General features: G+C 27.2%; 26 protein-coding genes and 1 pseudogene. All 27 read left to right on the forward strand.

Annotated features, from left to right (window positions below):
• Positions 1–552 precede the first annotated feature (552 nt).
• The 27 genes and pseudogenes from HGPT_RS08765 to HGPT_RS07515 all read left to right on the forward strand — a co-directional run bounded on the left by HGPT_RS08765 (position 553) and on the right by HGPT_RS07515 (position 23,979).
• Positions 553–1,500, forward strand: a complete 948-nt coding sequence (locus HGPT_RS08765; protein ID WP_019139198.1) for a leucine-rich repeat domain-containing protein — start codon at positions 553–555, stop codon at positions 1,498–1,500.
• Between the two features lie 284 nt (positions 1,501–1,784).
• The gene (locus HGPT_RS07410) at positions 1,785–3,422 is read left to right on the forward strand and encodes a hypothetical protein (RefSeq protein WP_019139199.1); all 1,638 of its coding nucleotides are present in this window, start codon (positions 1,785–1,787) and stop codon (positions 3,420–3,422) included.
• Positions 3,406–4,557 (forward strand): hypothetical protein, encoded by a 1,152-nt coding sequence (locus tag HGPT_RS07415; protein WP_019139200.1) that lies wholly within the window; start codon positions 3,406–3,408, stop codon positions 4,555–4,557. Before HGPT_RS07410 ends, HGPT_RS07415 begins: the two co-directional genes overlap by 17 nt.
• 294 nt (positions 4,558–4,851) lie before the next feature.
• Complete coding sequence (locus tag HGPT_RS07420; protein ID WP_019139202.1) at positions 4,852–6,933, forward strand: hypothetical protein; 2,082 nt, start codon at positions 4,852–4,854, stop codon at positions 6,931–6,933.
• Between the two features lie 250 nt (positions 6,934–7,183).
• Positions 7,184–8,245 carry a 3D domain-containing protein gene (locus HGPT_RS09310; RefSeq protein WP_019139203.1) on the forward strand — a complete coding sequence of 354 codons (1,062 nt, stop codon included), beginning with the start codon at positions 7,184–7,186 and terminating at the stop codon, positions 8,243–8,245.
• Positions 8,246–8,370: 125 nt separating this feature from the next.
• On the forward strand, positions 8,371–10,467 hold the full coding sequence (locus HGPT_RS07430; protein ID WP_019139204.1) for a C39 family peptidase: 2,097 nt from the start codon (positions 8,371–8,373) through the stop codon (positions 10,465–10,467).
• A 131-nt stretch (positions 10,468–10,598) separates the two neighbouring features.
• Positions 10,599–11,660 carry a hypothetical protein gene (locus tag HGPT_RS07435; RefSeq protein ID WP_019139205.1) on the forward strand — a complete coding sequence of 354 codons (1,062 nt, stop codon included), beginning with the start codon at positions 10,599–10,601 and terminating at the stop codon, positions 11,658–11,660.
• The gene (locus HGPT_RS09055; protein ID WP_019139206.1) at positions 11,661–11,801 is read left to right on the forward strand and encodes a hypothetical protein; all 141 of its coding nucleotides are present in this window, start codon (positions 11,661–11,663) and stop codon (positions 11,799–11,801) included.
• A 611-nt stretch (positions 11,802–12,412) separates the two neighbouring features.
• Positions 12,413–12,736, forward strand: coding sequence for a hypothetical protein (locus HGPT_RS07440; RefSeq protein WP_019139207.1), 324 nt, complete (start codon positions 12,413–12,415; stop codon positions 12,734–12,736).
• Positions 12,737–12,754: 18 nt separating this feature from the next.
• On the forward strand, positions 12,755–13,021 hold the full coding sequence (locus HGPT_RS07445) for a hypothetical protein (protein WP_019139208.1): 267 nt from the start codon (positions 12,755–12,757) through the stop codon (positions 13,019–13,021).
• Positions 13,022–13,128: 107 nt separating this feature from the next.
• Positions 13,129–13,428, forward strand: coding sequence for a sigma factor (locus HGPT_RS07450; protein WP_081578518.1), 300 nt, complete (start codon positions 13,129–13,131; stop codon positions 13,426–13,428).
• Positions 13,377–13,787, forward strand: coding sequence for a sigma-70 RNA polymerase sigma factor region 4 domain-containing protein (locus HGPT_RS07455; protein ID WP_155799242.1), 411 nt, complete (start codon positions 13,377–13,379; stop codon positions 13,785–13,787). Before HGPT_RS07450 ends, HGPT_RS07455 begins: the two co-directional genes overlap by 52 nt.
• A 129-nt stretch (positions 13,788–13,916) precedes the next feature.
• On the forward strand, positions 13,917–14,132 hold the full coding sequence (locus tag HGPT_RS07460; RefSeq protein ID WP_019139212.1) for a hypothetical protein: 216 nt from the start codon (positions 13,917–13,919) through the stop codon (positions 14,130–14,132).
• A complete protein-coding gene (locus HGPT_RS07465; RefSeq protein ID WP_019139213.1) occupies positions 14,101–14,571 on the forward strand; it encodes a hypothetical protein in 471 nt (156 codons plus the stop codon). Before HGPT_RS07460 ends, HGPT_RS07465 begins: the two co-directional genes overlap by 32 nt.
• 66 nt (positions 14,572–14,637) lie before the next feature.
• Positions 14,638–15,249, forward strand: coding sequence for a hypothetical protein (locus tag HGPT_RS07470; protein WP_019139214.1), 612 nt, complete (start codon positions 14,638–14,640; stop codon positions 15,247–15,249).
• Between the two features lie 38 nt (positions 15,250–15,287).
• Positions 15,288–15,779: a hypothetical protein gene (locus HGPT_RS07475; RefSeq protein WP_019139215.1), complete on the forward strand. Its 492-nt coding sequence runs from the start codon at positions 15,288–15,290 to the stop codon at positions 15,777–15,779.
• 16 nt (positions 15,780–15,795) lie between these two features.
• Positions 15,796–16,419, forward strand: a complete 624-nt coding sequence (locus HGPT_RS07480) for a hypothetical protein (protein WP_019139216.1) — start codon at positions 15,796–15,798, stop codon at positions 16,417–16,419.
• Positions 16,420–16,452: 33 nt separating this feature from the next.
• Positions 16,453–17,126, forward strand: a pseudogene (locus tag HGPT_RS10620) (TraX family protein).
• A gap of 102 nt (positions 17,127–17,228) precedes the next feature.
• Entirely contained in the window at positions 17,229–17,615 is a 387-nt protein-coding gene (locus HGPT_RS07490; RefSeq protein ID WP_019139218.1) for a hypothetical protein, read from the forward strand.
• 21 nt (positions 17,616–17,636) lie between these two features.
• Complete coding sequence (locus HGPT_RS07495; protein ID WP_019139219.1) at positions 17,637–18,041, forward strand: hypothetical protein; 405 nt, start codon at positions 17,637–17,639, stop codon at positions 18,039–18,041.
• Positions 18,041–18,208: a hypothetical protein gene (locus HGPT_RS09060; protein ID WP_019139220.1), complete on the forward strand. Its 168-nt coding sequence runs from the start codon at positions 18,041–18,043 to the stop codon at positions 18,206–18,208. Before HGPT_RS07495 ends, HGPT_RS09060 begins: the two co-directional genes overlap by 1 nt.
• A 125-nt stretch (positions 18,209–18,333) precedes the next feature.
• Positions 18,334–19,257: a hypothetical protein gene (locus HGPT_RS07500; RefSeq protein WP_019139221.1), complete on the forward strand. Its 924-nt coding sequence runs from the start codon at positions 18,334–18,336 to the stop codon at positions 19,255–19,257.
• 10 nt (positions 19,258–19,267) lie between these two features.
• On the forward strand, positions 19,268–19,864 hold the full coding sequence (locus HGPT_RS07505; protein WP_019139222.1) for a PrgI family protein: 597 nt from the start codon (positions 19,268–19,270) through the stop codon (positions 19,862–19,864).
• A gap of 13 nt (positions 19,865–19,877) precedes the next feature.
• On the forward strand, positions 19,878–20,027 hold the full coding sequence (locus HGPT_RS09065) for a hypothetical protein (protein ID WP_019139223.1): 150 nt from the start codon (positions 19,878–19,880) through the stop codon (positions 20,025–20,027).
• A 97-nt stretch (positions 20,028–20,124) separates the two neighbouring features.
• Positions 20,125–22,440 (forward strand): VirB4-like conjugal transfer ATPase, CD1110 family, encoded by a 2,316-nt coding sequence (locus HGPT_RS07510; RefSeq protein ID WP_425357429.1) that lies wholly within the window; start codon positions 20,125–20,127, stop codon positions 22,438–22,440.
• Positions 22,441–22,538: 98 nt separating this feature from the next.
• Positions 22,539–22,700, forward strand: a complete 162-nt coding sequence (locus HGPT_RS09315) for a hypothetical protein (protein WP_218914862.1) — start codon at positions 22,539–22,541, stop codon at positions 22,698–22,700.
• A gap of 4 nt (positions 22,701–22,704) precedes the next feature.
• Entirely contained in the window at positions 22,705–23,979 is a 1,275-nt protein-coding gene (locus HGPT_RS07515; protein WP_051007908.1) for a TRM11 family methyltransferase, read from the forward strand.
• Positions 23,980–24,272: the final 293 nt, after the last annotated feature.

Below are 24,272 nucleotides of genomic sequence, written 5' to 3' on the forward strand. Positions count from 1 at the left end.
CGGAAATACAGAAGACGGAATAAACCAACAAATAGAATGGAATAAACACAATAAACAAGTAAGTATCTCCCTAAATAGATAAATACAACAAAAGATTGGAAGTAGAGTAAAATCTACTTCCTCTTTTTTTTACATAAATTATAATAACCTCAAAAGTTCAAAATATAAGAAGCTTTCCATTTTTAGCATACAAACTACAGAGAGACAAAAGTAAAAAGGTATTAGATAAAAAACAATAATAACCATAAGTCAATTAAGCTCCCAATCTACTGGTTCTTTTGTCAATCTAAAGAAACTAAAAGGATTTTTAAAAATTATCAGAAAAATTATCTGATTAAGTTATTTAGTATATATAGAAGGAAGAATAGATACATACTCTATCCGACTAGATAAAATAAATCTATAGAATAACATTGTCGAAGGTAACATTACAGTTTTCTTGTGTACTGGCTTATAGCATAAAAAAACAGGGTTAATAAAGAAAGGAGGATAGCAGGGAGTTAGGAGCAATTCCTCCCACGACTGAAGTCGAGGGTCTCCTTGCTCGAGTAGATGGAAAACAAAAACATATTAAGAAAAATACTTACTTTAAAAGAATGGGGAAATAATGACTTTGTTATTGAAAATAATGTCGTTAAAGGTTTCTCTGTTAAAGGAAAAGAAAAAGTAAAAGGTAATAAAGACCTATTAATACCCCATGGGGTAACGACAATAGGATCTGGTGCATTTTTAGACAACCAACTAAAAAGTGTAATCATCCCTAATTCAGTAACAACAATAGGTTCTAGTGCGTTTGCAATCAATAAATTAACAAGTGTAACCATACCAAATTCAGTAACAACAATAGGAGGAAGTGCATTTGAAAACAATCAATTAAAAAGTGTGATTATACCAAATTCAGTAACAACAATAAGGTCTTGTACGTTTAAAAATAACAAATTAACAAGTGTGATCATACCAAATTCAGTAACAATAATAGGGTCTAATGCGTTTGCAATCAACAAATTAACAAGCATAACCATCCCCAATTCAGCAACAACAATAGGGTCTTGTGCATTTGCAAACAACCGATTAATAAGTTTAACAATACCAAATTCAGTAACAAGAATAGGAGATTATGCATTTTATAACAACAAACTAACAAATGTAACCATCCTCAATTCAGTAACAAGAATAGGAGATTATGCATTTATTGAGCAAAAGATTACTCTTCATCCAGAACAAAATCCCTTTAAATTTGAAAACGCTGGGATTTGCTTAAAGGGATTAAAAGAAAATATTAATGATATAAGTTCATTTGTTAAAGATTACAAATATTTAAAAAGAGAAAACGGAAAAATAAGTTTTCCTAAAGACAATAAAAAAATAACTTTAGAAACAAAAGAAGTTCCAAAATATCAATATAGTGCTAATATAACTATATACAATCCTGGTAAATATGTAAAAGATGATGATGGAACAATCATACCAATTCCAAAAAACAACAAAGAACACATATAAAAAAGAAGTAATGCCATGATATAAAGATATTGACTTAACAGACAACATCAAAGACATACCAGAAGAGAGACAGTAGAAGACGGAATAAACCAACAAATAAAATGGAATAACAATAACAGAACAGTAAGAATTCCCCTAGATAGATAAATACAGGATTAAAAGGAAGTAGAATAAAATCTACTTCCTTTTTTGTTATAGAAATAAATTTAAAAAAAACTAAATTTTATAAAAATCTAAGGTATATTCTCAACAGTATAAATTGTGCAAAAAGGATGGTGAAAATTTTGTCTGAAAAAGAAAGTAAAAAATACGAAATATATGATAATGAAATAGAAGATAGAAATTTTTCGGGCGAACTCAAAGAAGGTAGCTCTTTTCATACATCTGAATCTTTATATAACGACTTAATTAGTCATAAAAAGAAAAAAAAGAAAAAATCAAAAAGGCTATATAAAGGTAGGAAAAAAAGAAAAAATAGATTAAAAGACAGTATAGACACTGTTAAGAAACCTAATATAGATAAAAATATAAAAACTTCTAAAATAAATTACGATTTTAATAGGGAAGAACGAATAAAGAAGAAAGCTTTTGAAGAATTTGAAAAAACCAGACAACAACAAGTTAGAAATACCATAAGGAAGCTTAAAAAAGAAGGAAAAAATAATCCACTTTTTCAATCTAATAATGTTTATGGCAATTTAAGGTATTCTCAAAATATTCTTTCTAGAAAAAAAGAAAATGGTATAAAAGAAGAATTTATTAATATTGAAAAAGAAGATTTCAATAAAAAAATAAATGATTTAAATATTCAAAGAGAAAAACAAAGAATTAAAGAAAACAGAAAAAACGAAGAAAAGTTTTTAAAAGAACAAAATATTTTATTTAATAAAAACATTGAATCTAGAAAATCAGACTTAAATAAAAGTAACATAGTAAACTCTAAATTTTATAATATTAATAATAACCAAGAAGAAAATATTAATAGAGTTAATAATTTAAACAAAGGAAAAAACAATTCTTTTAAAATCTCAAACATTGTTAGAGATCAAGTTATAGCTAAAGAACTTTTTAATAAAAGTATCGAAAATAATAAAAACAAAAAAAGCAAAATCTCTAACAAAATTGAAAAATATGGGAATAGTTCTGGCATAAAAGAAGGTAAAGACTTTCATACAATGAATTCTACTTTTGAGAGGGCTAGAAGTAGAATTAATGATTATCAAAAAAAATCTAAAAATAAAGAAGAAAGTATATTTAAAAACAAGAATAACATTACTAAATCTAGAGAAAACCTGGATAATAAAGATTTTCAACACAAAAAATCTAAAAAACTTACAACAAAAATCGGCAAAAACAAAGATATTCCATATTTATCAAGTGAATTAAAAAGCACAAATATAAATAATTACGATAATGGTCTTGAAAAAGATAATAAAAAACACGAAATATTTGAATCTGTTAAATCAAAGGTTAAAACCGATTCAAATAAAAAGGTAGAATTTGCCAATAAAGAAAAAGCAGATTTATCTAAAAAAGTCGAAAAATTTCAAGACACAGTTAATAAAGATAATATCTTTAATAAAAATTCTAAAAAAGCAAATAAAGAATTCAAACAAAAAGCTGAAGAAAGAGCCAGAAGAAGTTATGCTATAAATAAGTTTAAAGAAAAAACATTTAGAGAAAATTCTGGAATAAAAGAAGGCAAAGATTTCCATACAATGGAATCTACATTTTATAAAACTTCTGAAAGACTTAATAGACAGCCAGATATATTTATAAAAACTGAAAAAAGAAATTCTAAAGATTATAAATCTATAAACAAATCATCAGGGATTGATAGCAAATTTGCTTATATAGAAAATAGAGATAAAATCAAAAAAATTGATACAACAAAAGTTTTAAATAATGCATCTAAAAAATAATTTAAAAAAAGATTTTTATCCTAACTTATATAATCAGAAATTAAAAAGAAAACCAGTAAAAAATACATTACAAACTAAAATAATTTCTAGAAATGTAAAAAGAAAAGCTTATTTAAAAAATAAAGAAGATCTTAATAATATTTATAGAAGAAGAGAAAAGTTAATAGAAAAAGATAAAATCAATCCTATTGATGAAATATCTAGACAAGATTTAATAAATCATAAAAGAGAATTACAAAAAAGAAATAAAAAAACATTAGAAAGTGTCAATTATAATTATTATTTCAAAGAAAGACAAAGAATAGATTCTGAAAAAGTTACTAAAGCAAAAGATATTATTAATAAAAAGAGTTATGCAAATTTAGATGATTGGAAAGTAAATCCTAAAAAAATAGATTCTAAAACAATAAAGAAAACTAAGGAAGGATTACAAAATAAAAAAAGCCATAAATTTGCTACATCAGCTTTAGAAAAAACATTAAAGAAAAATTCTAAAAAAACGGATAGAAATAATTTTTATAGAGATAAGGGATATTTATATAAGACTAAAGTATTAAGAAGAGAGAAATTAGGTAGTAAAGAAATAGCGAAGAAACGTTTAATGAGAAAAATGCAGTTAAACGCTCTTACTAGGACTAAAAACATGAAAATTATTGCTATGGAAGCTGCCAGAAGAGGAACCTTAACTCCTGCACAAGCCAGATACGCTCTTCTTCAATCTGGAAGTATAAAAAGTCTTATTAAAAAAATTGATGAAACATCAATAATTTCCTCTAAACTAAAAAAAGAAAAAAAAGAAATTCTTATTCACAGAAATAAAAGAGATAATTACCATAGATATGCTAAGAATTTAGGAAAAATTAATCTTAAAAATGAAAAAGATATTAAGGCATTTTATGGGAAAATAAAAAATGAACAAAGAAAATACTTTAATACAGCTTTTCAAGCAGATAATAAAAACCGATTAATAGCTAGAGAAAGAAAAAAGAAATTAAGAAAAAGAATAAATAGGCAAATAGCTTATGCAAAGGGGCTTGAAAGAAAAGGTCACATAGACAGATTAAAGAAAGTATCTAAAAATCAAAGAAAAATATATCTAAAGCTATTAACAAAAATAGATATTACGAAAAATTAAACATTAATAATAAAAAAACAATTTAACACTGAAAAAAATTCTTTTATAAATTTAAAAGAAAGAATAAATAAAAATGGCAAATCTAAATATAAAAATAAATATAAGCACAGAAAAAGAAAAGATTTTAAATACAGAAAAAAATTTAGAGAAGCTAAAAGAAATATAAATAATAATAAAAAGAAATTCTTTAAATCTTATCAGGAGTTTAACCAAAAAGCAAAAAATATTAATTCTAATTTTAACAATTATTTAAAAAATAAGAAAATTAAAATAAAAAATAAAGCCTTAAAGAGATTGAAAAGAATTAATAGATATAGAAGAGAATATGCTAAAAGATTTGGAAGAAATTTAAAATATGGTATTGGCATGTTTGCCTATGATTATTCAATGGGAATGATTTTAGGAAGAACAACAGAAGATGAAGGATATTTTAAAGCATTAAGTCAATTATATGGAAGACATTTTATATCTAGACTTCTTTTAAGAGATAGAAATACTAACAAAAAAAGTAAACTTAGAAAAACTAAAGAAATTTCTAGAAAAGCAGGAAGGATTTTAAAAGTAAAATCTAAGAAAGTATGGGATTATTTTGCTTTTGGAGGAGAAAATCCTTTTTATAAATATTTAAATAAGGAAAGAATAAAAAAATCTTCTAAGTTAAGAATGGATAGACTACGAAGATTTGCAAAGAAAAATAAAAGAAATCTATTTTCTAAATTTAAATATAGGTCTAGAACATTTGGATATTTAGCTTTAAGAACCGAACAATCAATTTTAAGAGTAAATAATGATGAAAGTTCTGAATCATTAAATAAAGTTTTTGACACCATGTATGCTGGTGGAAAATTAGGAGTTTATACATCTAAGAAAGGTTATAAGATTGCTACAAGAACAAATAAAAAAGTAAGGAAGTCTTATAAATTTGTTAGAAAGAATATTTCAGCAATGAAAAAATTTGCTCAACAAATGGGTCAAAAGACTAAACAAATTGCAAAAACTCTTGCGAATACTCTTAAAGCTTTATTATTCCTTTTGAAAACACCAATGGGGATTGGAGTTTTTATAGCTGTAATTTGCACACTATTTTCCATGGTTTTATTTATGTTTACCTCATCACTTAAATTAAATGAAACTTATGACTACGGAACAATAACATATAATCGTATAACTAAACTAGATTATGATGCGAATATGGGTGAATCTCAAAGATATAGAGATGCTAATATTGATGCTTTAAATAAGCTTCAAGCAATTAGAGATGGAGCTTGGTCTTCAGATGAGGAATTAACAGTAATAGTTCCTAGAAGGAAGAAGCTTCCAATACCTGAACCATATAACCCTACAAGTGATGGTTTATTTGTTAGAACAGATGCGAATAGATTAGTTCAATTTTTAGAAACGGTATATCAAGATGATACCATTGAACAAATAACAGACTATGCTTTAGAAACAAATGATATAGATGCTGGTAAGGAATATGAAAGCAATTTTGGACTAGAAAAAATTCCTCCTACTGAATCTGAATATAATAGACAAGAAAAAAATCTTAAAGATATTTCTAAAAAATCAGCAGATGAACAAGTGGATAATTCGACTTTAATTAGAAAAAAATCTGATGGAACATATACAAATACTAAAGAATTATCACAAGATGCCATAGATGCAGGTGTAAAAGAAGACCCTATTGATATGATGCTAGATATTTTTCAAAGGTTACACCCACCAAACTCTTATACTATTGATGATGCAAATAAAGATTCTTTAATTACTAAAGAAATATCTAAAGACGGACAAATTAAACAAGTAAAAATATATTATGCAGATAGAAAAGATTATCCTTTTGACTATTTTTATGGATATGAATTTGCAGAATCTAAGACTGGTGGAGACACACAACAAAATTCTGATAATACTGAAATAGCTGTGGATAATAATACATCTAAAAAACTAGAATTACCTAAAGATGGAGAAGCTGGTCTAGGTGTACCAAGTGCTAGCGAAGAACATACAGGTAGGGAAATGTTATTTAGACTTCAAGGATCAGACACTAGATTTAGAACAATGGATGCTAATCAAAGTTCAATAACAGGAAGACTTACAAATCCATTTTCATCTAAAGAGTTGGCCGATGATCCTCTAAATCCTGGCAAGCAATTAGATTTAACTGATCCAATTTATTCAGTTTCTTGGTTAATAAGACATCAAGATGGTTATAGACATGTTGATTATGATAAAGAGGATGAGAAAAACAAAGATAAAAATGGAAACAGATCATCTTTGTTTGATAACACGTCTACAAATACTAATGAAAAAGCAGATTTAGAAACAGATAAAAAAACAGATAATAATACACAATCAACAACTGATAAAAAATGATGAAACACCAACTGTTTCAACAGTAATTTCTAATCCTACTAATCCTTATGATTATCCTACAACGTATGTAAGAAGAAGGTTTGGATTTGAAACAGATAAAGTTTATAAGCCAGCATCAGATAACGTATCTGACGTATCTGGATTTGAAACTAAAAATCTTGATTTAAACTACAATGAATCTCAAAACTATTTAAAGAAAAATAGTTTAAATGATTTTGGCGAATATTATGACAAAAAAACAGGTCTTGTTATGAACTCTGTTGTAGATGTTGTTACAATGCCAGGTCAAAAAGTTTATTCTCCAATGGAAGGAAAACTTATAGTAGCTGGAAATGGATTTTTAGGAATAACAGCACCTACACTTCAAGATGAAAGAGTAGGGGGAGGCTATGTATTAATAGCTAACCCAGATAGATATGGAGCTGAAGGTGCTAGTTCAAAGGCAATAGCAGATTTAACCAATGATAATTTTTATAGTGCATCTGGCAAATTAAAGGGATTTAAACATGGTTCAATTCTTTTAATTGGTGGTTTTGATTCTGAAAGTATTGAGAAACTTAGAATAAGAGCTTTTGATGGTGAAAATAATTGGGTAGATCACTATGACGAATTAGGTACTTTGAAAAAAGTATTAAAAGACGAGGATCCAGAAGAAAAAGCAAGAAATGAAGGTTCATATAAATCTGATGTTATTAATTCGGAACCTGGAGAAATATCTCACCCAATATTAGGTGATATGTATCAAGGTTTAGGACCTAGAGGTCTTGGATGGGGTAGACCATCTGATATTGCAGGAGATTTAATTGAGAAAAAAGGTAAATGGACTGTAACAGCTTATTCCGATGATCCATCTGAAAATGGACTAGGACCAGGAAGTGTTTCAACTACTGCTACTGATAAGACAAAACTTCCTGAAGTGTATAAAGGTGTTAAAGATAAAGACAATCTTTTAAGAATTGGAGATGTAGCTGTACCAAGAAAAAATGGTAAACCTGTTATACCTTACGGAACATATTTATGGATAGATGGTTACGGATTTGCTCGTGCCACAGATACTGGTGGAGCAATGAAAGGAGATTGGTCTACTTCAAATCCCGAAAATAGAGTATTGGATATTTTAATGCACAATAGGGATTGTAATAAATGGGGTAGAAAAGTAGTTGACGTAATCCAATTTAAGGGTAATCCTTTTGAAAATAAAAACTTTGATATAAGTGGTGCAGGATTTACTGGAGATACAGGAAGAGAAGAATTAGAGGAAGAAATTCAAGAAACAGATACTCTTGAAACAAAAGTACAAAAAACTTTCTAAAAAAAGTTCAAAAATTAACCAAAAAGATTTCATCGTTAAAAGAAAAATTAAAGGAAAATCCTAATGACAGTAGTCTAATAGAAAAAATAGCTAATTTAGAAAAAGAATTAGCAGAAAAACAAAGTATGCTTGATAAATTCTTTAAAGAACATGAGGAAGAAGCGAAAAAAGCTTTAGAAAATATGGATGTTAAAGAAGACGATTTACAATCTGTTTTATATTTACAATTATATTATGTATATCCTCATATTGATTTATTGGCTTCAATAGGAAATATAAATGTTCCTGTATTTAAACAAACACTTGGTAAATTAGCAGGTGCTTTATCCGATAAATTTAATACGGCTTACACATATATTAACCCAGCAATGTATATGGAAACTGGTGTACTTGATTATCCAGATAATAAAGTACAATCATATATGTTGGAAACAGGTTATGGATCTTATGCTACAGATATAAATATGGATGACTATTTCCTTGATGCAAGCAATAACGTGAACCAAGAAGATTACATGGTTCAATGTTCAAATGATGATGGCTGGACTTTACCTGTATCAACTAATACTTTTGAAGGACTTAAAGTTGTTAGCTCTTATGGAAAAAGAAATAAAGACTATATTTCAGAAGCATCATCACAAGAAGTACAGGCATTTTTAAATCAAGCAAGATCTTATCTTGGTAAATACACATACAGTCAACTTGATTGTTCAGGATATGCAAGAGCTGTTTTAAGAGATATGGGAATTGATTTTCCGAGAATTTCTGCAAGTAAATTTTTAAATAAAGATCAACCTTGGTGGAAATATGTTAAGGCTTATAGAGATGTTAGAGAATCTGGAGGAGATCCATTAGAAGGAATTAAACCTGGCGATATTATAGTAATGATTAAGGGTGTAAACGGATATGCAACAAATTTATCAATTACAGGACATATTGCAATTAATGTTGGCATGGATAAAGAAAATGGAGTGAACAGAGGAAATAATGTAATGTATCACTCTACAATAGGTCGTACAGGTAATGGACCAACACAAGGGGTTATTTCTGACACATATAAAAATGCAACAGGATGGATAAGATTTTTTGATGCTGGACCAGTAGAAAATGATGCCGAAATAGATCCTAACAATTGGGAATACTCACCAACTTTAGAATTTACTTCATCAACTGTAAATAGACCTATAGTAGGTTCTATGTCAAAAGCTTCTGTTATATCAACAGGAACAACACAAGAGGGTCATGCTTATGTTGTAACTAAACAAGCAGATTCTTCAGGTAACGACAAATACCTAGTATATGAAGGATTAGATCCAGCAACATTAAGAGTAGAAAAAGGAGATGTTCTCAAACCTGGTACAGAACTTGGTATATCAGCAGGTTCAGTAGTAAAGGTATATTCACCTAAAGACCCTACAACACAACTTGTAACGGACAGTCAAGAACTTTCCAAATTTAATAATGTTCTAGAAGTAATTCATCCAGATATAGCTAAAAAGCTACACTCTAAATTTACTGAAGGAGCAAAGAAAGCAGAACAAAAAGAATCAAGTAATAAAGTTAACTATAATACGAGTGGAGAAGTATTCTCTAAAGAAGCAGTATGTGAAATACCAGACACATATACAGGTACAATAACTAAAGACATCATTATGATGGAAGGCTATCCTTGGATGAGCCAAATGTCATCAATTCCAAATGAATATCAAAACATTAAAATTTATGGCAAGTCAAAAACTTACCTTCAAAATGGATGTGGTGGTTGGGCCAATGCTATGGGATTGACAAAAGCTCTTGGCAGACCAATCCATGTAAATGAACTTGAAGGTGGATTTTTGAAAACCGATTTAGTTATGGATGGAAGTTTGATGAGTAGATTTTTAAATAACAACTATGGTTCTGAAATAATAGCAAGAGCATCTTCAAGCTCTAACTTTAGAAATAGTCAAAACGAAATTATTGAAGCTTTAAATTCTGGTGGGTATGCTGTTATTCACTCTAGACCACCTGATAAAACGTGGACTAGAAGACCTAGTGGAACTTATAGGGATGGAGGTCACTATGTAGTTCTTATAGGATATGATCCAGAAAACCATCCAGATAAACCATTTAGAGTACACGATTCTGCAAACAATAATCCTTCCAACACAGGATGGTTTACTTGGGAACAAGTAAAAGCAGGTGCAGTAGGTGGCTCTAACATGATTGTAAGAAAAAAATAGTTTTACAATTTTTTGAATAGGACTCTATAGAATATAGAGTCCTATTTTTTGATTGAAATGTTTTTTTGAAAATAAAATAAAAATTTTTAGATTAAGTTATTTAATTCATATAGAAGACAAAGGAGGACATTTTGAAAGTTATATTAAGTGCATTAATTTTAGGAATTGTAGCAGGAATATTAGGTTATGCCTTCTACGAAATAACAAACAGGATAAATTTATTTAGAGAACTTTTAGATAGTTTGAACTATGAAGGTGAAAATAATAAAAGTTTGCATATAAAAACTTTTATTATTGAAATAATTTCTGGAATAATTTATCTATTTTTAATTGAATTTTGTATAAGCAAATACATATTTTATGTTTTTAATTTAGTGACACCAAAAATATTTTCTTTCCCTATATTAATAATCTCATTAATTTTATATATTTGTGGGATAGAAATGTTTACGCAATTTGAAATGAATGGTTTTAAATATAATTCACCATTTTTAAAACATAGAGTTGTTTTTACCTATGTGTTAATTATGATATTAGCAAATATTTTTACAAGTCATTATATAATTCAAAAAACTCTAAATTCTCAAATTAGACAAAAACCTGTTAAAGAAGTAGTTATCGAAGAAAATAAAACCCCATTAGCTAAAAATCTTGATTATGAAATTATGTCAGTTGAAACAATTAGTGTTCCACAGCTAAATCTTCCAATTGGAGTAGACGAAAGTTACAGAACTATGCCTATTGAAAACATAAAAGTATATACAGATTTAACAGGCAAAGAAAATCTTATAAATCTTACAAAAAAAATAATGAAAGAAAATAAAATACCTGATAACGAAACAAGAATGTTCGCTTATTTTTATGATAAAAGAGATGTAAATATTTTTGGATATACAACAGGAACGGTTTATTATGCACCTGGTGGTATTGTGGGCCATGCTTATGAAAAAGATAATTTTGATTTTGCTTATATTAACAAAAGACATGTAGGTCACTCAACTTTAACAGAAGACGAATTAAATATTTTTTATGAAGTAAGAAAAGCATTAGATGATCCAGAAATATCGAAAAATTTAGATGGGAGTAGCGATTTTTTATTTGAAGCATGCAGATTTATAGGTAAAAAACATAAACTCGATGCAAACACCTGTTATGACATATATAAAAAAGTAAAAGCTACAAAGGAGTATTAAATGAGCAATACAATTACTTTTTTTAACAATGAAAATGATGGAAAATACGAATATATTGTTTCAAATAATGAAGATTATGAACTATTAAAAATAGAAATTATCAAAGATTTAAGTGGATTTTTTTACCTGAAGATGTTTTAAAAGATGAAGTTCATTTTTGTAAATTTAATGACGGCAAATTTGTAAACACAACACATAGATTAATTAGGCTAAACGATAGTATAAATTTTAATCATAAGGATTTTGACCTTGGAGAATACATTAAGAAATATTCAAATACTTCTATAGAAGAAAAAATTATTAAAGTAGAAAACTCTAAGAAAACAAAATATGAAAATGGCGAAAACATGCTTATAAAAGGTATGAATCTTGTTATTTTAGGATACTTAATAACTAAAATAATATCTATATTAACAAGTAAATAGGAGGTTTATTTTGTCAAAAAAAGAGATTACAATAAAAAATTTTTTTTAAGTGTTATTTCTTTAGTAGGAATATTATTTCTAGCAAGATATTTTTATTTAAATAATCAAATTGAATATAGGGATTTAAATAAACAACCACAAGAAAAAATTGAAAATGAAAACAACAATGACTTAGTATTTTCAAAAGCCGTTCCTAAAAATGAAGAGGAAATTGAAGAAGATACCAGGACATCTCAAACAGAAAATGGTGCTGAAAAGCCAAAAGAAGTAACCGAAGTAACTCAAAAAGATAACATTGATTTTAGTAATGAAGAAAATAACAATGAATTGGAAAATGAGATTAACAAACAAACTACTAAAGACAATTTGATTATAGTTCCTGTAAAATCTGCATCTTCTGATGGAAGAATATACATTGAATACAACAATAACATATATGAGATATCAGGTATAAGTGAAAAATACTTGCCGATTAGAAAAATTGCAAAGGATGATATAAATAATTATCCAGTTGTATATTACGATGAAACAAAAGATATTTATTTTATTTATACAAATATTTCTGAAATTAAGTTTTTAAAAATAAATGAAAAATATTTAGATGAATCAACTAAAACATATAAAGGTAAAGTAGAAGAATTTATTTTATAATTCGAAGGAGGAAAAATCTTGATAAAGAAAAAACCGAGAATATTAATTGTATTTTGTATATGTGTAATTTTATGTTCTTGTTCTACAGGTAAATCAAAAGAAACAGAAGTTAATAGTACAAATATAAAAAATGTTGAAAATATATATAAACAAGAAAATGAAAAAAAACATGACGAAGAAGTTAAAAACGAAAATTCTTACGATTTAGAAAAACATGAAGAAAATAAATTAGTGTTACCTGAAGTTGAAGTCGAAGGTTATGGAAACGTACAAAGTGGTGATTAAGTGGAAAAGCAATGGAATAATGAGGAAATGTTTCTAGAACTTCAAAACACAGATGATCCAGATATAAAACATAGCATATCTGAAGAAATTTTTTTAAAAATAAGGGCTTGGCCGTTTATTATGCTACTAAATTTTTTAAACCGAATGAATCTTATGAAATGGATGATTTAACACAAGTCTCTTTTATGGCCCTATGGGAATCTATTGATAGGTATGACGTAAATAAAGGGGCTAAATTTGTAACTTATGCTTCTTTCTTCATTAAAGGAAGAATTAAAAACTTTTTTAGGGATAAAACATGGAACATATATGCTCCTAAAAAAGAAAAAGAAATTTTACAAAAATATAATAACTCTTGTTCTATATTGGCAAAGAATGGATTAGAGATTACAGAAAAAATTTATTAGAATATACAAATTTAACTCAAAAAGAATATAACATTGGGAAAAATTTAAGTAATAAAAAATATACTGTGGATTTAAATGGTTATAGAGAACACAACGATTTTGACTATGGTTTAAGTAACGCTGAAATTATTCCTTCAACAGATATTACTATGGAAGATGATATTTTAACTAAAATAGTTCTCAATGAGTTTTTACAAAAACTAAATGAAGACGAACAAACAATATTTGTTGAAAAATATCTTCAAGAAAAAAATAATAACTATATTTCCAAGAAGTCTAATATATCGTATTCAAAAATAAAAAGGATTGACGAAAAATTAATAAAGAAAATTTTAAAGGAATTACAAATAGAAAATTGATACAAATTTGTATATTTTATTAAAAAATATTTTTTAAGGTACTATATATATAAGAAATAACTTTAATTAAAAATTCTTAATGGTATGATTGTTTTAACGACAAATATTAAATAAATTAAGGAGCAAATTATGAATTTTAAAGATCAAATGAGAAAATATGATAAAAAGTTAGCAAAAATGAAAATAGACCTTGATAAATATACTGAAATTGTAAATCAGAATTTTGATGATATTAGTTATGATGATATGTTATTTAGAATGAAATATGATACTATTTCAAATCCAGTAAAGGAATTTCAAAAGCATATCCCAAATGAAATTAAAAAAAGAAATAATAGATTCTGATTTATTAGCTATTCAAAATAAGTATTCTAATGACAGAAGCGTAAGCGATATGTTAAAAATATTGCAAATGATCAGAATAACTGAATTTAGAGTTAAAAGATTTTTAGAAATAGGAAAAAGATATGGAGCTGATAAAGATGATCCAACATACGAATCTTATGGTGCAGTTAAATTTTTAATCTATTGGTCTGCTTATGCACCTATAAGAGATATTATTAATAAATATAATAGTTTAGATGATATATTTAAAACATCATTCCACAAAAGTATATACGATAAATTTGTGAAAGAAACATATCAAGCAAGAAAAAATTTTCAAGAAGTATCAGATAGATTAAGAATAATTGCAATGAAGCAATCTGAATATAAAATGGATCAAATGAGAAAAGAACAAAGAAGATTAGAAGAACAAATAGAAAATTTTCGAGGAAGATTTTAAAAAATTTTAATAAAATCTTAATTTTAGTAAAAGACTAGGTATATTTATATTGGAAAGGAGAATAGAGTGAAAAAAAGCTTATTTATTTCATTAAGTATTGTACTTTTTCTTTTTACAGGAGTAAATTCTGTGTTTGCAAAAACAGCTAATAACTCACTTCTAAAATTTAATGTAAAAGAAATAAGTTCAGAAGAAGAAAGCAAATTGAAAGAATCACTTCAAGAAGTATTGATTAAATATGAAAACAACCCCTTAGTAGAAGATGTGTTGGAAGCAAATATGAAAGACATTAAAAGTAAAAACCCGACTTTCTATACACAATTATTAGAAAAAGTAATGGATCAAACGATAACTATAACAAACCTGCAACCTGTTATGGGAAAGACCTTATATATGGCGAATGTTCATTATGAAGGATATGATTTATCTAATTTATTTGCTCTTGCCAATTCATATATAAATACTGATGGGGAAGAATATAAAGAATATAGTTCTACGATATCCCAAAAGTTAAAAAATGAAATTTTAAATCATAATCAAAAAGTTACAGAAGTTTTTAATAAAAAAATAAACAACTTGGAAAAAGTTAATTATGATTATTCTGTATATGCCACAAAAAATAAGTTAGGGTATAGAATTAACAAAAAAAATATCAGGAGAACTATTTACTTTTTTTAGGGCAAGATTACAAACTTAAATAAAATTAGGAGGAAATTATGGAATATATTATTAATATACCAGAAGGTCAATTTAGAGAAATGGAAAAAATTCGTTATGTCAATTTTGTAAACAATTACTTTGAATACATCTCTGATGACGAAGCTTATGAAGCTATGAGCTTTGAAGATTATTACGAAGCTAAGACAGGAAAACAAATATTTGCTAGAGAACTCACAACAGTTAGTTATATAGTTGATGAAATTCTTGATTTCTTAGATGACAATGGTGATGAAGTTGGCTATGAAGACTTTGAAGATGAATGTGAAAGAATAATAAACAAATATGTTATTACTAATTATGAACCACAAGAAATTGACGAAGAATTAGAAGACGAAGTAAATGAAATAAGCGAAGAAATTGAAGAAGATGCAATTGAAAAAAGCGTGAACGATGAACATTTAAAAGAAGATCTTTCAAAAGATACAGAAAACGAAGACTATGTAGACGATGAAGAAGATTCAAAAGGTGGTTTAACTATAGAGTTATAATAGGGAGCGATAGTTTTTGAAAATTAGAGAAATTATTGAACTCTGGAAAGATACTTGGGATGATTTTGAATTGTATCAAAAAGCTATATTAATTATAGCAATCTTGTTTGGCTTTTTAATGTTTAATCTGTTAAGTGGAAGTATTGAACCAACGGCAAAGTCAGAAGAAACTAAACCGAATATAGTTGTTGAGGATAACTTTTCTAGAAAAGAAATTACAAGCAATTATGATTCTAATGCTTCGGCTAGTATAAACGCAGAGTATGAAAAATTATACAAAGAGCTTTTAATCACAATAGATTCCTCATATAGAGTTTTATCCGAACTTGAAAACAATATAAGAAAAAACAACGCTATACCATTTGAAGATATAGATAATAATTTGATAGCACCTTTGAATAATCAAATGATGTCTTTCTATGACTTATATAGAAAAAGAGGACTTGGACCTTTTTGGAAAGTGTGGTTTGAAAATGTAATACCAACATATTCTCAATTTTCTACAGATTATTTTTACACTATAAAAGATGCTCAAAATACTGAAGAACAGTTAAACCTTTTAAATAGAGCTAGAAATGGACTAAGTGTTTTTGAAGAGTATATAAAAAAAGAATATGACAACATGTATCAAGCAGGCTGAAATAGCCTGCTATTTTTAAGGGAACGATAAATTATGACAAGTGCAAAACTAAAATATATAGCAATAATAACTATGTTTATAGATCACATAGGAGAGTTCATTTTTTCTGATTTATATGGATTTGATTCTATGGAATATATGATATGCAAAATAATAGGTCGTATAGCATTTCCTATATTTGCCTTTTTATTAGTTGAGGGATTAAAAAAAACAAAAAACAAAAAAAATATTTTTTTAATCTTTTAATTTTTGCTTTAATATCAGAAATACCTTTTGATTTGGCAGTGAGTGGGAAATACATAGATTTTGGACAACAAAATATATTTTTTACTTTGTTAACTAATCTCACAATGCTATATATAATAGATAAAATAAAAATAAAAGATGTAAATATAAAAATTCTTTTTGAGTTATTTATTGTAACATTTTTTTCAATTGTAAGTTTTTATTTTAAATTCGACTACTTATTTTTTGCTCCATGGATTATATATACTTACTATAAGTTTTATGAAAATAAAAAAATATTGTTTTTAGTTTCTGAACTCTCTTTCTTCTTTGAATTTGATTCATTAGTTCATATCGGAAACATACTAATCTACTTATATAATGGGGAAAGAGGTAAACAAAATAAGTATTTTTTCTATTTGTTTTATCCTATTCATATAATTATTATATATTTAATAAAAATATTTTTAATTAATTTGTAAAAAATCTAAAAAAAATTTAAAAACAAGGTATATTCCTTATGCAAGTCTTATGTCTATTTTTATAGATGACAAAATAATTATTTTGAAAAATAGGAGGTAGCGATGGGAGAATTAATTCTTTCAAAAAAACAAGAAATAGTAGAAAATAAAGAATATTATCTAAGAGTATTAATGTATTCAATAATTATTCTAGGATTATTTGCTTTTTTACAAACTTGCTTTGCTAGTGGAGGAACACTTGATACTAGTCAAGCAATGGAAAAAGGTAAAGGACTATTTTCATCAGTAGCCGAAGTTCTAGGAACATTCTTTATTATCATTGGTGGTATCATGGCAATCTGGGGGCTATATACAGTTGGTATGGCTATTAAAGATGGGGTATCAGGACAAACAGGTCAATCCCTTACAGCTATTATAGGTGGGATCCTAATGGCAGTTGCTGGATATCTAATGAAGAACAACGGAGATAAACTTTTCGATACAAACTAAAATAAAAAGTGAGGAAATATAATGCACAAAAAAACATTTAGAAAAAATTTAATAATAGCTATATTTTTAATATTAATATTTTTTCCAAACTGTATATTTGCAAAAAGTGGAACAATAGTTGCAACTATTTCTGCCGATTCTACTGCTATGCAATATGCTGAAAAAATGTTTTTAGATGGCAGTAAACTTTTAAGACAATTTATACAATTTGTTGGAACTACACTTATGTTATTTGGACTTGCGACAATTGGGATATCTTATAGAAATTCACAAGGTGAAGATTCTATGGCAACCCAAGGTGTCTTAATGATAGCAATTGGTGCAGTTATATTTTCAGCAAGTTATGTAAATACTGGTGATGGAAATTTTTTAAACTCAATGTTAACTCTAACTAAAGTAGCTTTTTTGCAGGTGGAGGATTATTAATGATAATGGGTTTAGGAAATATTGGAGTAAATCTTCAATCATCACAACCAACAGGAGTATCGAAAGGAATAATGCAAATGGTAGGTGGAATAATTATAGCCGTATCTGGTGTTCTTTTCACAGGAATAGGCACTGGATCAGGTGGTTCCAACCCAATTGGCACTTAATAAAAAATATTTTTTAGACTGGAAGAAATTTCAGTCTTTTTTATTTTATCTTAAAAAATAGGAAATATTTGGTATATTCCACATAGTTATATATTAACTTTTTACGAAAGGAGTGAGTTTGGTATATGTTACCATCAAAAGCAAGGATAATGAAAAGTGCTTTCGAGCTAATATCACAAAGAGAGATAGATACACTTGCTGGGAATTTTTTTAGTAATCAAAGTATCTCAACGATATTTTCAAATACGGCAGTAACTCAAATAATCAAATATACAATGGGAATAGCGTACGCTGTATTTGCTATATGTTTCTTAGTAGGTTTATTTAATATATCAGCAAAAAATGACAACTTTTCAACACAAGGAGTATTTTCTCCTTTGCAGTTTTTTATAAAATCGGCTTTGGTTAAAATTCTCATGGATGCATCACCTAATTTATTTAAATCAATGATGAGTGGTGCTATGGATCTTTTGAATTATATTTTAGATGTTTCAACTGAATTTGGAACTGAAGGTAAAATTACTGATGAGGTTTTTACGCAATTAGCTAGAAGATTAAATTTAATGGAGGCATGGGCTTCATGGCTATTAACAGGGATATTATCATTGGTATTATTAGTTATGACCTTATTTATAGCCCTAACATTTGCTTCTTTAATTATTAAAATAGTAATCTATTATTTAGTTACACCTATTGGAGTTGCAACACTTGTAAACGAAGAAACCTCTCTTGCTGGAAAGAATTTTTTAAGAACATTATTTGCGTTTGCAGGAGAATTAATTGTTATTGGTATAGTTATAGCACTTTATTCATCAATAGCAAATAATGTTGATGCATTTTTTGGCGTAGCATCGAATGGTGGAGGAAGTAAAATTATAAACATATTATTTAATGGAAGTAATTATCTTCAAGAAGCAGTCAATAATAAAGATGTTAATGCTTTCACATTACCAATATCTATGTTTTCAAGAGTGTTCTTAACAGTATTATTTATGCAACTTTTAAAGAAAGCAGAGCCAATATCTAAAAAAATTACAGGAGCAAATTAAGGAGGAATAAATGTTAATTGTACCAGTACCTAATGACATGAAATCATATAAACCTAGAATACTAGGTAGATATACAGTTAGACAAGTTGGATGTATTGGTGGAGCTATAGCTCTATCTATCTTAGAAGTTTTCATTCTTAAATCATTTATGTCAATTACGGATATGTCCTATGTTATTATTTTTTCTTGTATACCTTTTGCTCTATTCGGTTTTTTTAATAAAAATGGTAAAAACTTTGAGCAATGGTTAAAAGTTATGTTTCAATTTAAATTTGGAGTACAAAAACTTCCATATAGAATTACACTAAAACACTTAGGTAATCCAACTATTGAAGAAAATAGTTTTATTCCAATTAATTTAAATAATTCATCAAGATTTGACAGAATAACTGGTGAAAGAATACCTGAATTCAAAGAGGATAGTTCTAAAGAAAACAGGTTAAAACTATGGATGAATCCTATTGGCAGTTTTTATAATTTAGAAAAAGAAGAAAAAGCTTGGGAAGGTCCAATTAATGGATCATTAATAACAAAAGAATATAAAGTTAAAAGAAATAAAGATAAAGAAGCTGGATTTAAAAAAGAATGGAACATAGGAACAATATAAGTGGGAGGATTAAATGGCATTATTTAAAAAGAAAGAAAAAATTGAAAATAAACCTGAAGAACCAAAAGTACCAAACGATTTAGTAGAAAAAGTAAAAGAAGAAAATGTAAATAAAAAATCAGAAAAAGAAGAAAGAAAAAAGAAAAAAAGAAAAAAAGAGTAATTTCTAAACAGGAACAATACCTAGAATATCAAAAGGAATCTGAAAAAAACTTAAAGGTAAAAAGAATGATTTTAATAGAGCTAGATATGCAGACGAAATATTAAATTATGATAGAATCTTTCCAGATGGAATTTGTGAAGTTAGAGAAAATTTATTATATTCAAAAACAATTGAATTTAAAGATATGAACTATCAGCTAATCTCTGAAGAAGATCAAAAACAAATATTTTTAAAATATTGTGAACTCATTAATCTATTTGATTCTAATGTTGCTTTTTCAATCACTATAAAGAATAAATTAACAGATTTTAAAGAATTGGAATCACAAACAAAAATTCCTATGAGACAAGATAAACTTGATCTTTTTAGAGAAGAATATAATGATATTATAAATGCAAAAATTAAAGAAGGTCATAATGTTATTTCTAAAAAATTATATTTAACATTTTCTGTAAAAGCTTCAGACTATAACGAAGCTAAAATGCATCTAAGTAGAATCCAAGATGAAATTATAAAGGCTTTCGATGCTGTTTATAACAAAAGAAATAAATCCGTAAATACTGTTAAAGTTTTAAATGGTTCTGAAAGAATTGAATTATTGGATTCTATTGTCAATCCAGAATTTCATGGGAGAGATTATTCTTATGAAAATCTTATGAAACAAAATATGAACTCAAAAGAACTGATAGCAACTTCTTTTACATTTGATGATAAATCAACCTACAAAGCAGGAAACAGGTATGGTAGAGTTCTTTATGCAAAAAATTATCCAAAATCAATTAAGGATTCAATTATATCTGAAATAACAGAACTTCCAATACCATTAACAATAACATTTCATTTACAAGGAATACCACAAGAAGAAGCTTTAAAAAATCTAGACATGAACATAACCTTAATGAACACTCAAAAATTAAACGAACTACAAAAACTTCTTCCAATGGGTGGTGGAGAAGAAATGGTTTCTATGAAATTACAGTATAATCTTCAAGATGCACAAGATCTTAGAGAAGAATTAAATGCTAGAAACCAAAGAATGTTTTTGGCAACTTTATTAATTGAAACATCTGGTAGAACAGAAGAAGAATTAGCCGACAATGTATTTCAAATATCTTCAATTGGCAGAAGAAATTCTTTTGAATTTACTGCACTTGATTATGAACAAAAAGCAGGTTTTGGTTCAGTTCTTCCTTTAGGTTTCAACTTGTTAAATAATTCTAGAACATTAACAACAACAGCTACAGGAATCTTTATTCCTTTTAAGTCTGAAGAATTATTTGAAAAAACAGGTTTCTATTATGGCCTTAATGCAATTACAAAAAATCTAATTTATTTAGACAGAAGACAAAGAATAAATGGAAACGGATTTATTCTTGGAACACCAGGTTCTGGTAAGTCTTTTGGAGCTAAAAGAGAAATAGTTAATGTAATATTAAATACTGAAGATGACGTTATTGTAATTGACCCCGAAGCAGAATATGGTGCTTTAACTTCTGCTCTTGGTGGAGAAGTTGTAAAGCTTTCTCTTGGATCTAAAACCCATATAAATCCTTTAGATATTAACTTTAATCAGGATTCTGAAGATGGTGATCCAATTTCTAATAAGTCAGATTATATGTTATCTTTTATGGAACTCATAGCAGGAGAGGGTTATGCATTAGATGGATCTAGTAAATCTATTTTGGATAGATCTATAAAGAAAGTATATGAACCTATAATATCAGGTAAGACAGAAGCCATGCCAACTTTAAAAGACTTATACAACGTATTGAGAAGCCAAGGTGATTATGCTTATGAATTAGCTACAATTCTTGAAATGTACGCTATAGGTTCCTTAGATATATTTTCACATAGATCTAATATAAACATTAATAATAGATTTACCATCTTTGACATTAGAGACCTTGGAGAATCTTTAAAACCTTTAGGTCTATTAGTAACACTTAACCACGTTTGGAATAAGGTAGTGGAAAATAGAAAAAGAAATAAAAGAACATGGATATATATAGATGAAATTTACTTATTATTTGCATCTAAATATTCGTCAAACTTCCTTTACACTTTATATAAACGTGCAAGAAAATATTATGGTATCATAACAGGAATCACCCAAAACGTAGAAGATATGCTTAGAGATGAAAACGTAAGATCAATGCTTAATAATGCTGAATCTTATGTACTTTTATTTAATCAAGCATCTACAGATAGACAGATAGTTGCTGAAGCCCTTAATATTTCAGAAAATGAATTAACATATATCAAAAACTCTGGTAAAGGTAGAGGGCTTTTAATTACAGAAGGTGAGGTAATTCCTTTTGTAGATCAATTCCCTAAAAATACAAAACTTTATGAAATGATGACTACAGATCCTAACGAAATTAAGAAGATTAAAGGAGGCAAGAAAATAGTATAAGTTCTTATTAATCTCATAGTTGTTTGATTTTCAGCTATGGGATTTTAAAAAAATAAAAGAAACTGAATGGATAATAAATTAATATGGAGTTTAAAAATTTGAAAAATTTTACTGAAAAAGATCAAAAAATTATTGATTGGATAAAAAGTTTGCCAGATGATTATTGGGATTTTAAAGACAATGATACAAGCGAATTTACACACTCTTTTCATTCTTATCCTGCAACTATGATTTATCCTATAAGTAGAAATATTAATTAAAAAAATGAAAGAGTTTAGCGATATAAAGACATTATTTGATCCATTTTCGGGTTCAGGAACTGTACCTGTTGAAGGCATTTTAGCTGAAATTCCTAACATATATGCAACAGACTTAAACCCCTTATCAATTCTTTTAACAAAGGTTAAAACAACAGTTATAGATAAAAAGAACTTAGACAATTGCTATAAATTTTTAAGGGAAAAACTTGAAAAAGATTTTAAATATTGTGAAGAAAACATATCTGTTTTAAATAATTATATTAATAAAAATGAGATAGACATTTATGCTCGTAAGTGCTGGGGAGATAAAGCTTTAGATATTATTATGGAAGCTTTTAAGGAAAATAACATCGACACTGTTATTATTGAGCAGATTCCTAATTTTAAAAACATTGGTTATTGGTTTAAACCTTATGTAATGTTGCAAATACAACTTATTAAAAATGCAATCGACTTAATTGAAGATGATTATGTAAGAGATTTTTTTAAAATATCTTTTAGTGAAACTATTCGCCTTGTTTCCAACAAAAGAAATAATGAATTTAAGATGTTTAGAATTGCTAAAGATAAACTGTTAACCTTTAACCCTGATGTTAAAAAGACTTTCTATAATATTTGCGAGTCGAACATAGATAAAATGCATCAATTTGCAAATGTTGTTGGCAATTTTAAATGCAATATTAGAACTGAATTAGAAGATACAAGGGTTTTATCTAGCGTTCCCGATAATTGTGTAGATCTTTTAATCACATCACCACCATACGGAGATAGTAGAACTACAGTGGCTTATGGAGAGTTTAGCAAGTTATCATTACAATGGTTTGGAATTGAAGATAAGGCAAACAATTTAGATATAAGTAGATTAGACAAATATCTTTTAGGTGGTAAAAATTTTAAAAATGGATTTGAATCTACATTAGACAGCGAAATACTTCAAAAAGCTTTAAATAATATATCAATAAAAGATATGAAAAGAGCTGGAGATGTTTTTAGTTTTTACTTTGATTTAGATCTTTGCCTAAAAGAATGTGCCAAAAAATCTAAAAAAGACAGCTATCAATTTTGGGTAGTTGGAAATAGAACTGTGAAAAGTTCATATCTAAAAACTGATGAGATTTTAGTTGAATTGGCTGAAAAGTATAATTTAAAACATATAACTACTTTTACTAGGAATATTCATAATAAAGTTATGCCATCTCTTAATTCACCAAGTAATAAAAAAGGGGAAAAAGTAACTACTATGAGCAATGAGTTTATTATTGTGCTTAAAAAGATATAATTACAATAGAAACAAAAACACGCTTATAAAAAAATTAACAAGATTAACACATTTAAATAGCTACATTTTGTAGCTATTTTTTATGATCGAAGAAATCAAAAAAACAAACTTATTACATGTTAGACCAGCTTTATGTTTAGATGGAGATAAAGCAGTTTATGAAAAAGAAGGAAAATATTTTATCAAGTAATTTTATGAAAAATAGTGGGGAAGGCTAAAATTATGGAAATAAGGATGCAAAATTAGTCACAAAATAAAACTTTTGTGACTAATTTTTATTTTTTTAAAGAATC

Origin of the sequence: Peptoniphilus timonensis JC401, assembly GCF_000312025.1 — a bacterium.
In the GTDB taxonomy this organism is placed as follows: Bacteria; Bacillota; Clostridia; order Tissierellales; family Peptoniphilaceae; genus Peptoniphilus_A; species Peptoniphilus_A timonensis.

Coding starts and splice junctions, on each gene's coding strand:
- HGPT_RS07490 (WP_019139218.1), top strand. CDS start 17,229: ATGGGAGAATTAATTCTTTCAAAAAAACAAGAAATAGTAGAAAATAAA.
- HGPT_RS07495 (WP_019139219.1), top strand. CDS start 17,637: ATGCACAAAAAAACATTTAGAAAAAATTTAATAATAGCTATATTTTTA.
- HGPT_RS07475 (WP_019139215.1), top strand. CDS start 15,288: ATGGAATATATTATTAATATACCAGAAGGTCAATTTAGAGAAATGGAA.
- HGPT_RS09065 (WP_019139223.1), top strand. CDS start 19,878: ATGGCATTATTTAAAAAGAAAGAAAAAATTGAAAATAAACCTGAAGAA.
- HGPT_RS09310 (WP_019139203.1), top strand. CDS start 7,184: ATGAACTCTGTTGTAGATGTTGTTACAATGCCAGGTCAAAAAGTTTAT.
- HGPT_RS07515 (WP_051007908.1), top strand. CDS start 22,705: ATGAAAGAGTTTAGCGATATAAAGACATTATTTGATCCATTTTCGGGT.
- HGPT_RS08765 (WP_019139198.1), top strand. CDS start 553: ATGGAAAACAAAAACATATTAAGAAAAATACTTACTTTAAAAGAATGG.
- HGPT_RS07460 (WP_019139212.1), top strand. CDS start 13,917: ATGAATTTTAAAGATCAAATGAGAAAATATGATAAAAAGTTAGCAAAA.
- HGPT_RS07505 (WP_019139222.1), top strand. CDS start 19,268: ATGTTAATTGTACCAGTACCTAATGACATGAAATCATATAAACCTAGA.
- HGPT_RS07465 (WP_019139213.1), top strand. CDS start 14,101: ATGAAATTAAAAAAAGAAATAATAGATTCTGATTTATTAGCTATTCAA.
- HGPT_RS07415 (WP_019139200.1), top strand. CDS start 3,406: ATGCATCTAAAAAATAATTTAAAAAAAGATTTTTATCCTAACTTATAT.
- HGPT_RS07500 (WP_019139221.1), top strand. CDS start 18,334: ATGTTACCATCAAAAGCAAGGATAATGAAAAGTGCTTTCGAGCTAATA.
- HGPT_RS07430 (WP_019139204.1), top strand. CDS start 8,371: ATGCTTGATAAATTCTTTAAAGAACATGAGGAAGAAGCGAAAAAAGCT.
- HGPT_RS09055 (WP_019139206.1), top strand. CDS start 11,661: ATGAGCAATACAATTACTTTTTTTAACAATGAAAATGATGGAAAATAC.
- HGPT_RS09060 (WP_019139220.1), top strand. CDS start 18,041: ATGATAATGGGTTTAGGAAATATTGGAGTAAATCTTCAATCATCACAA.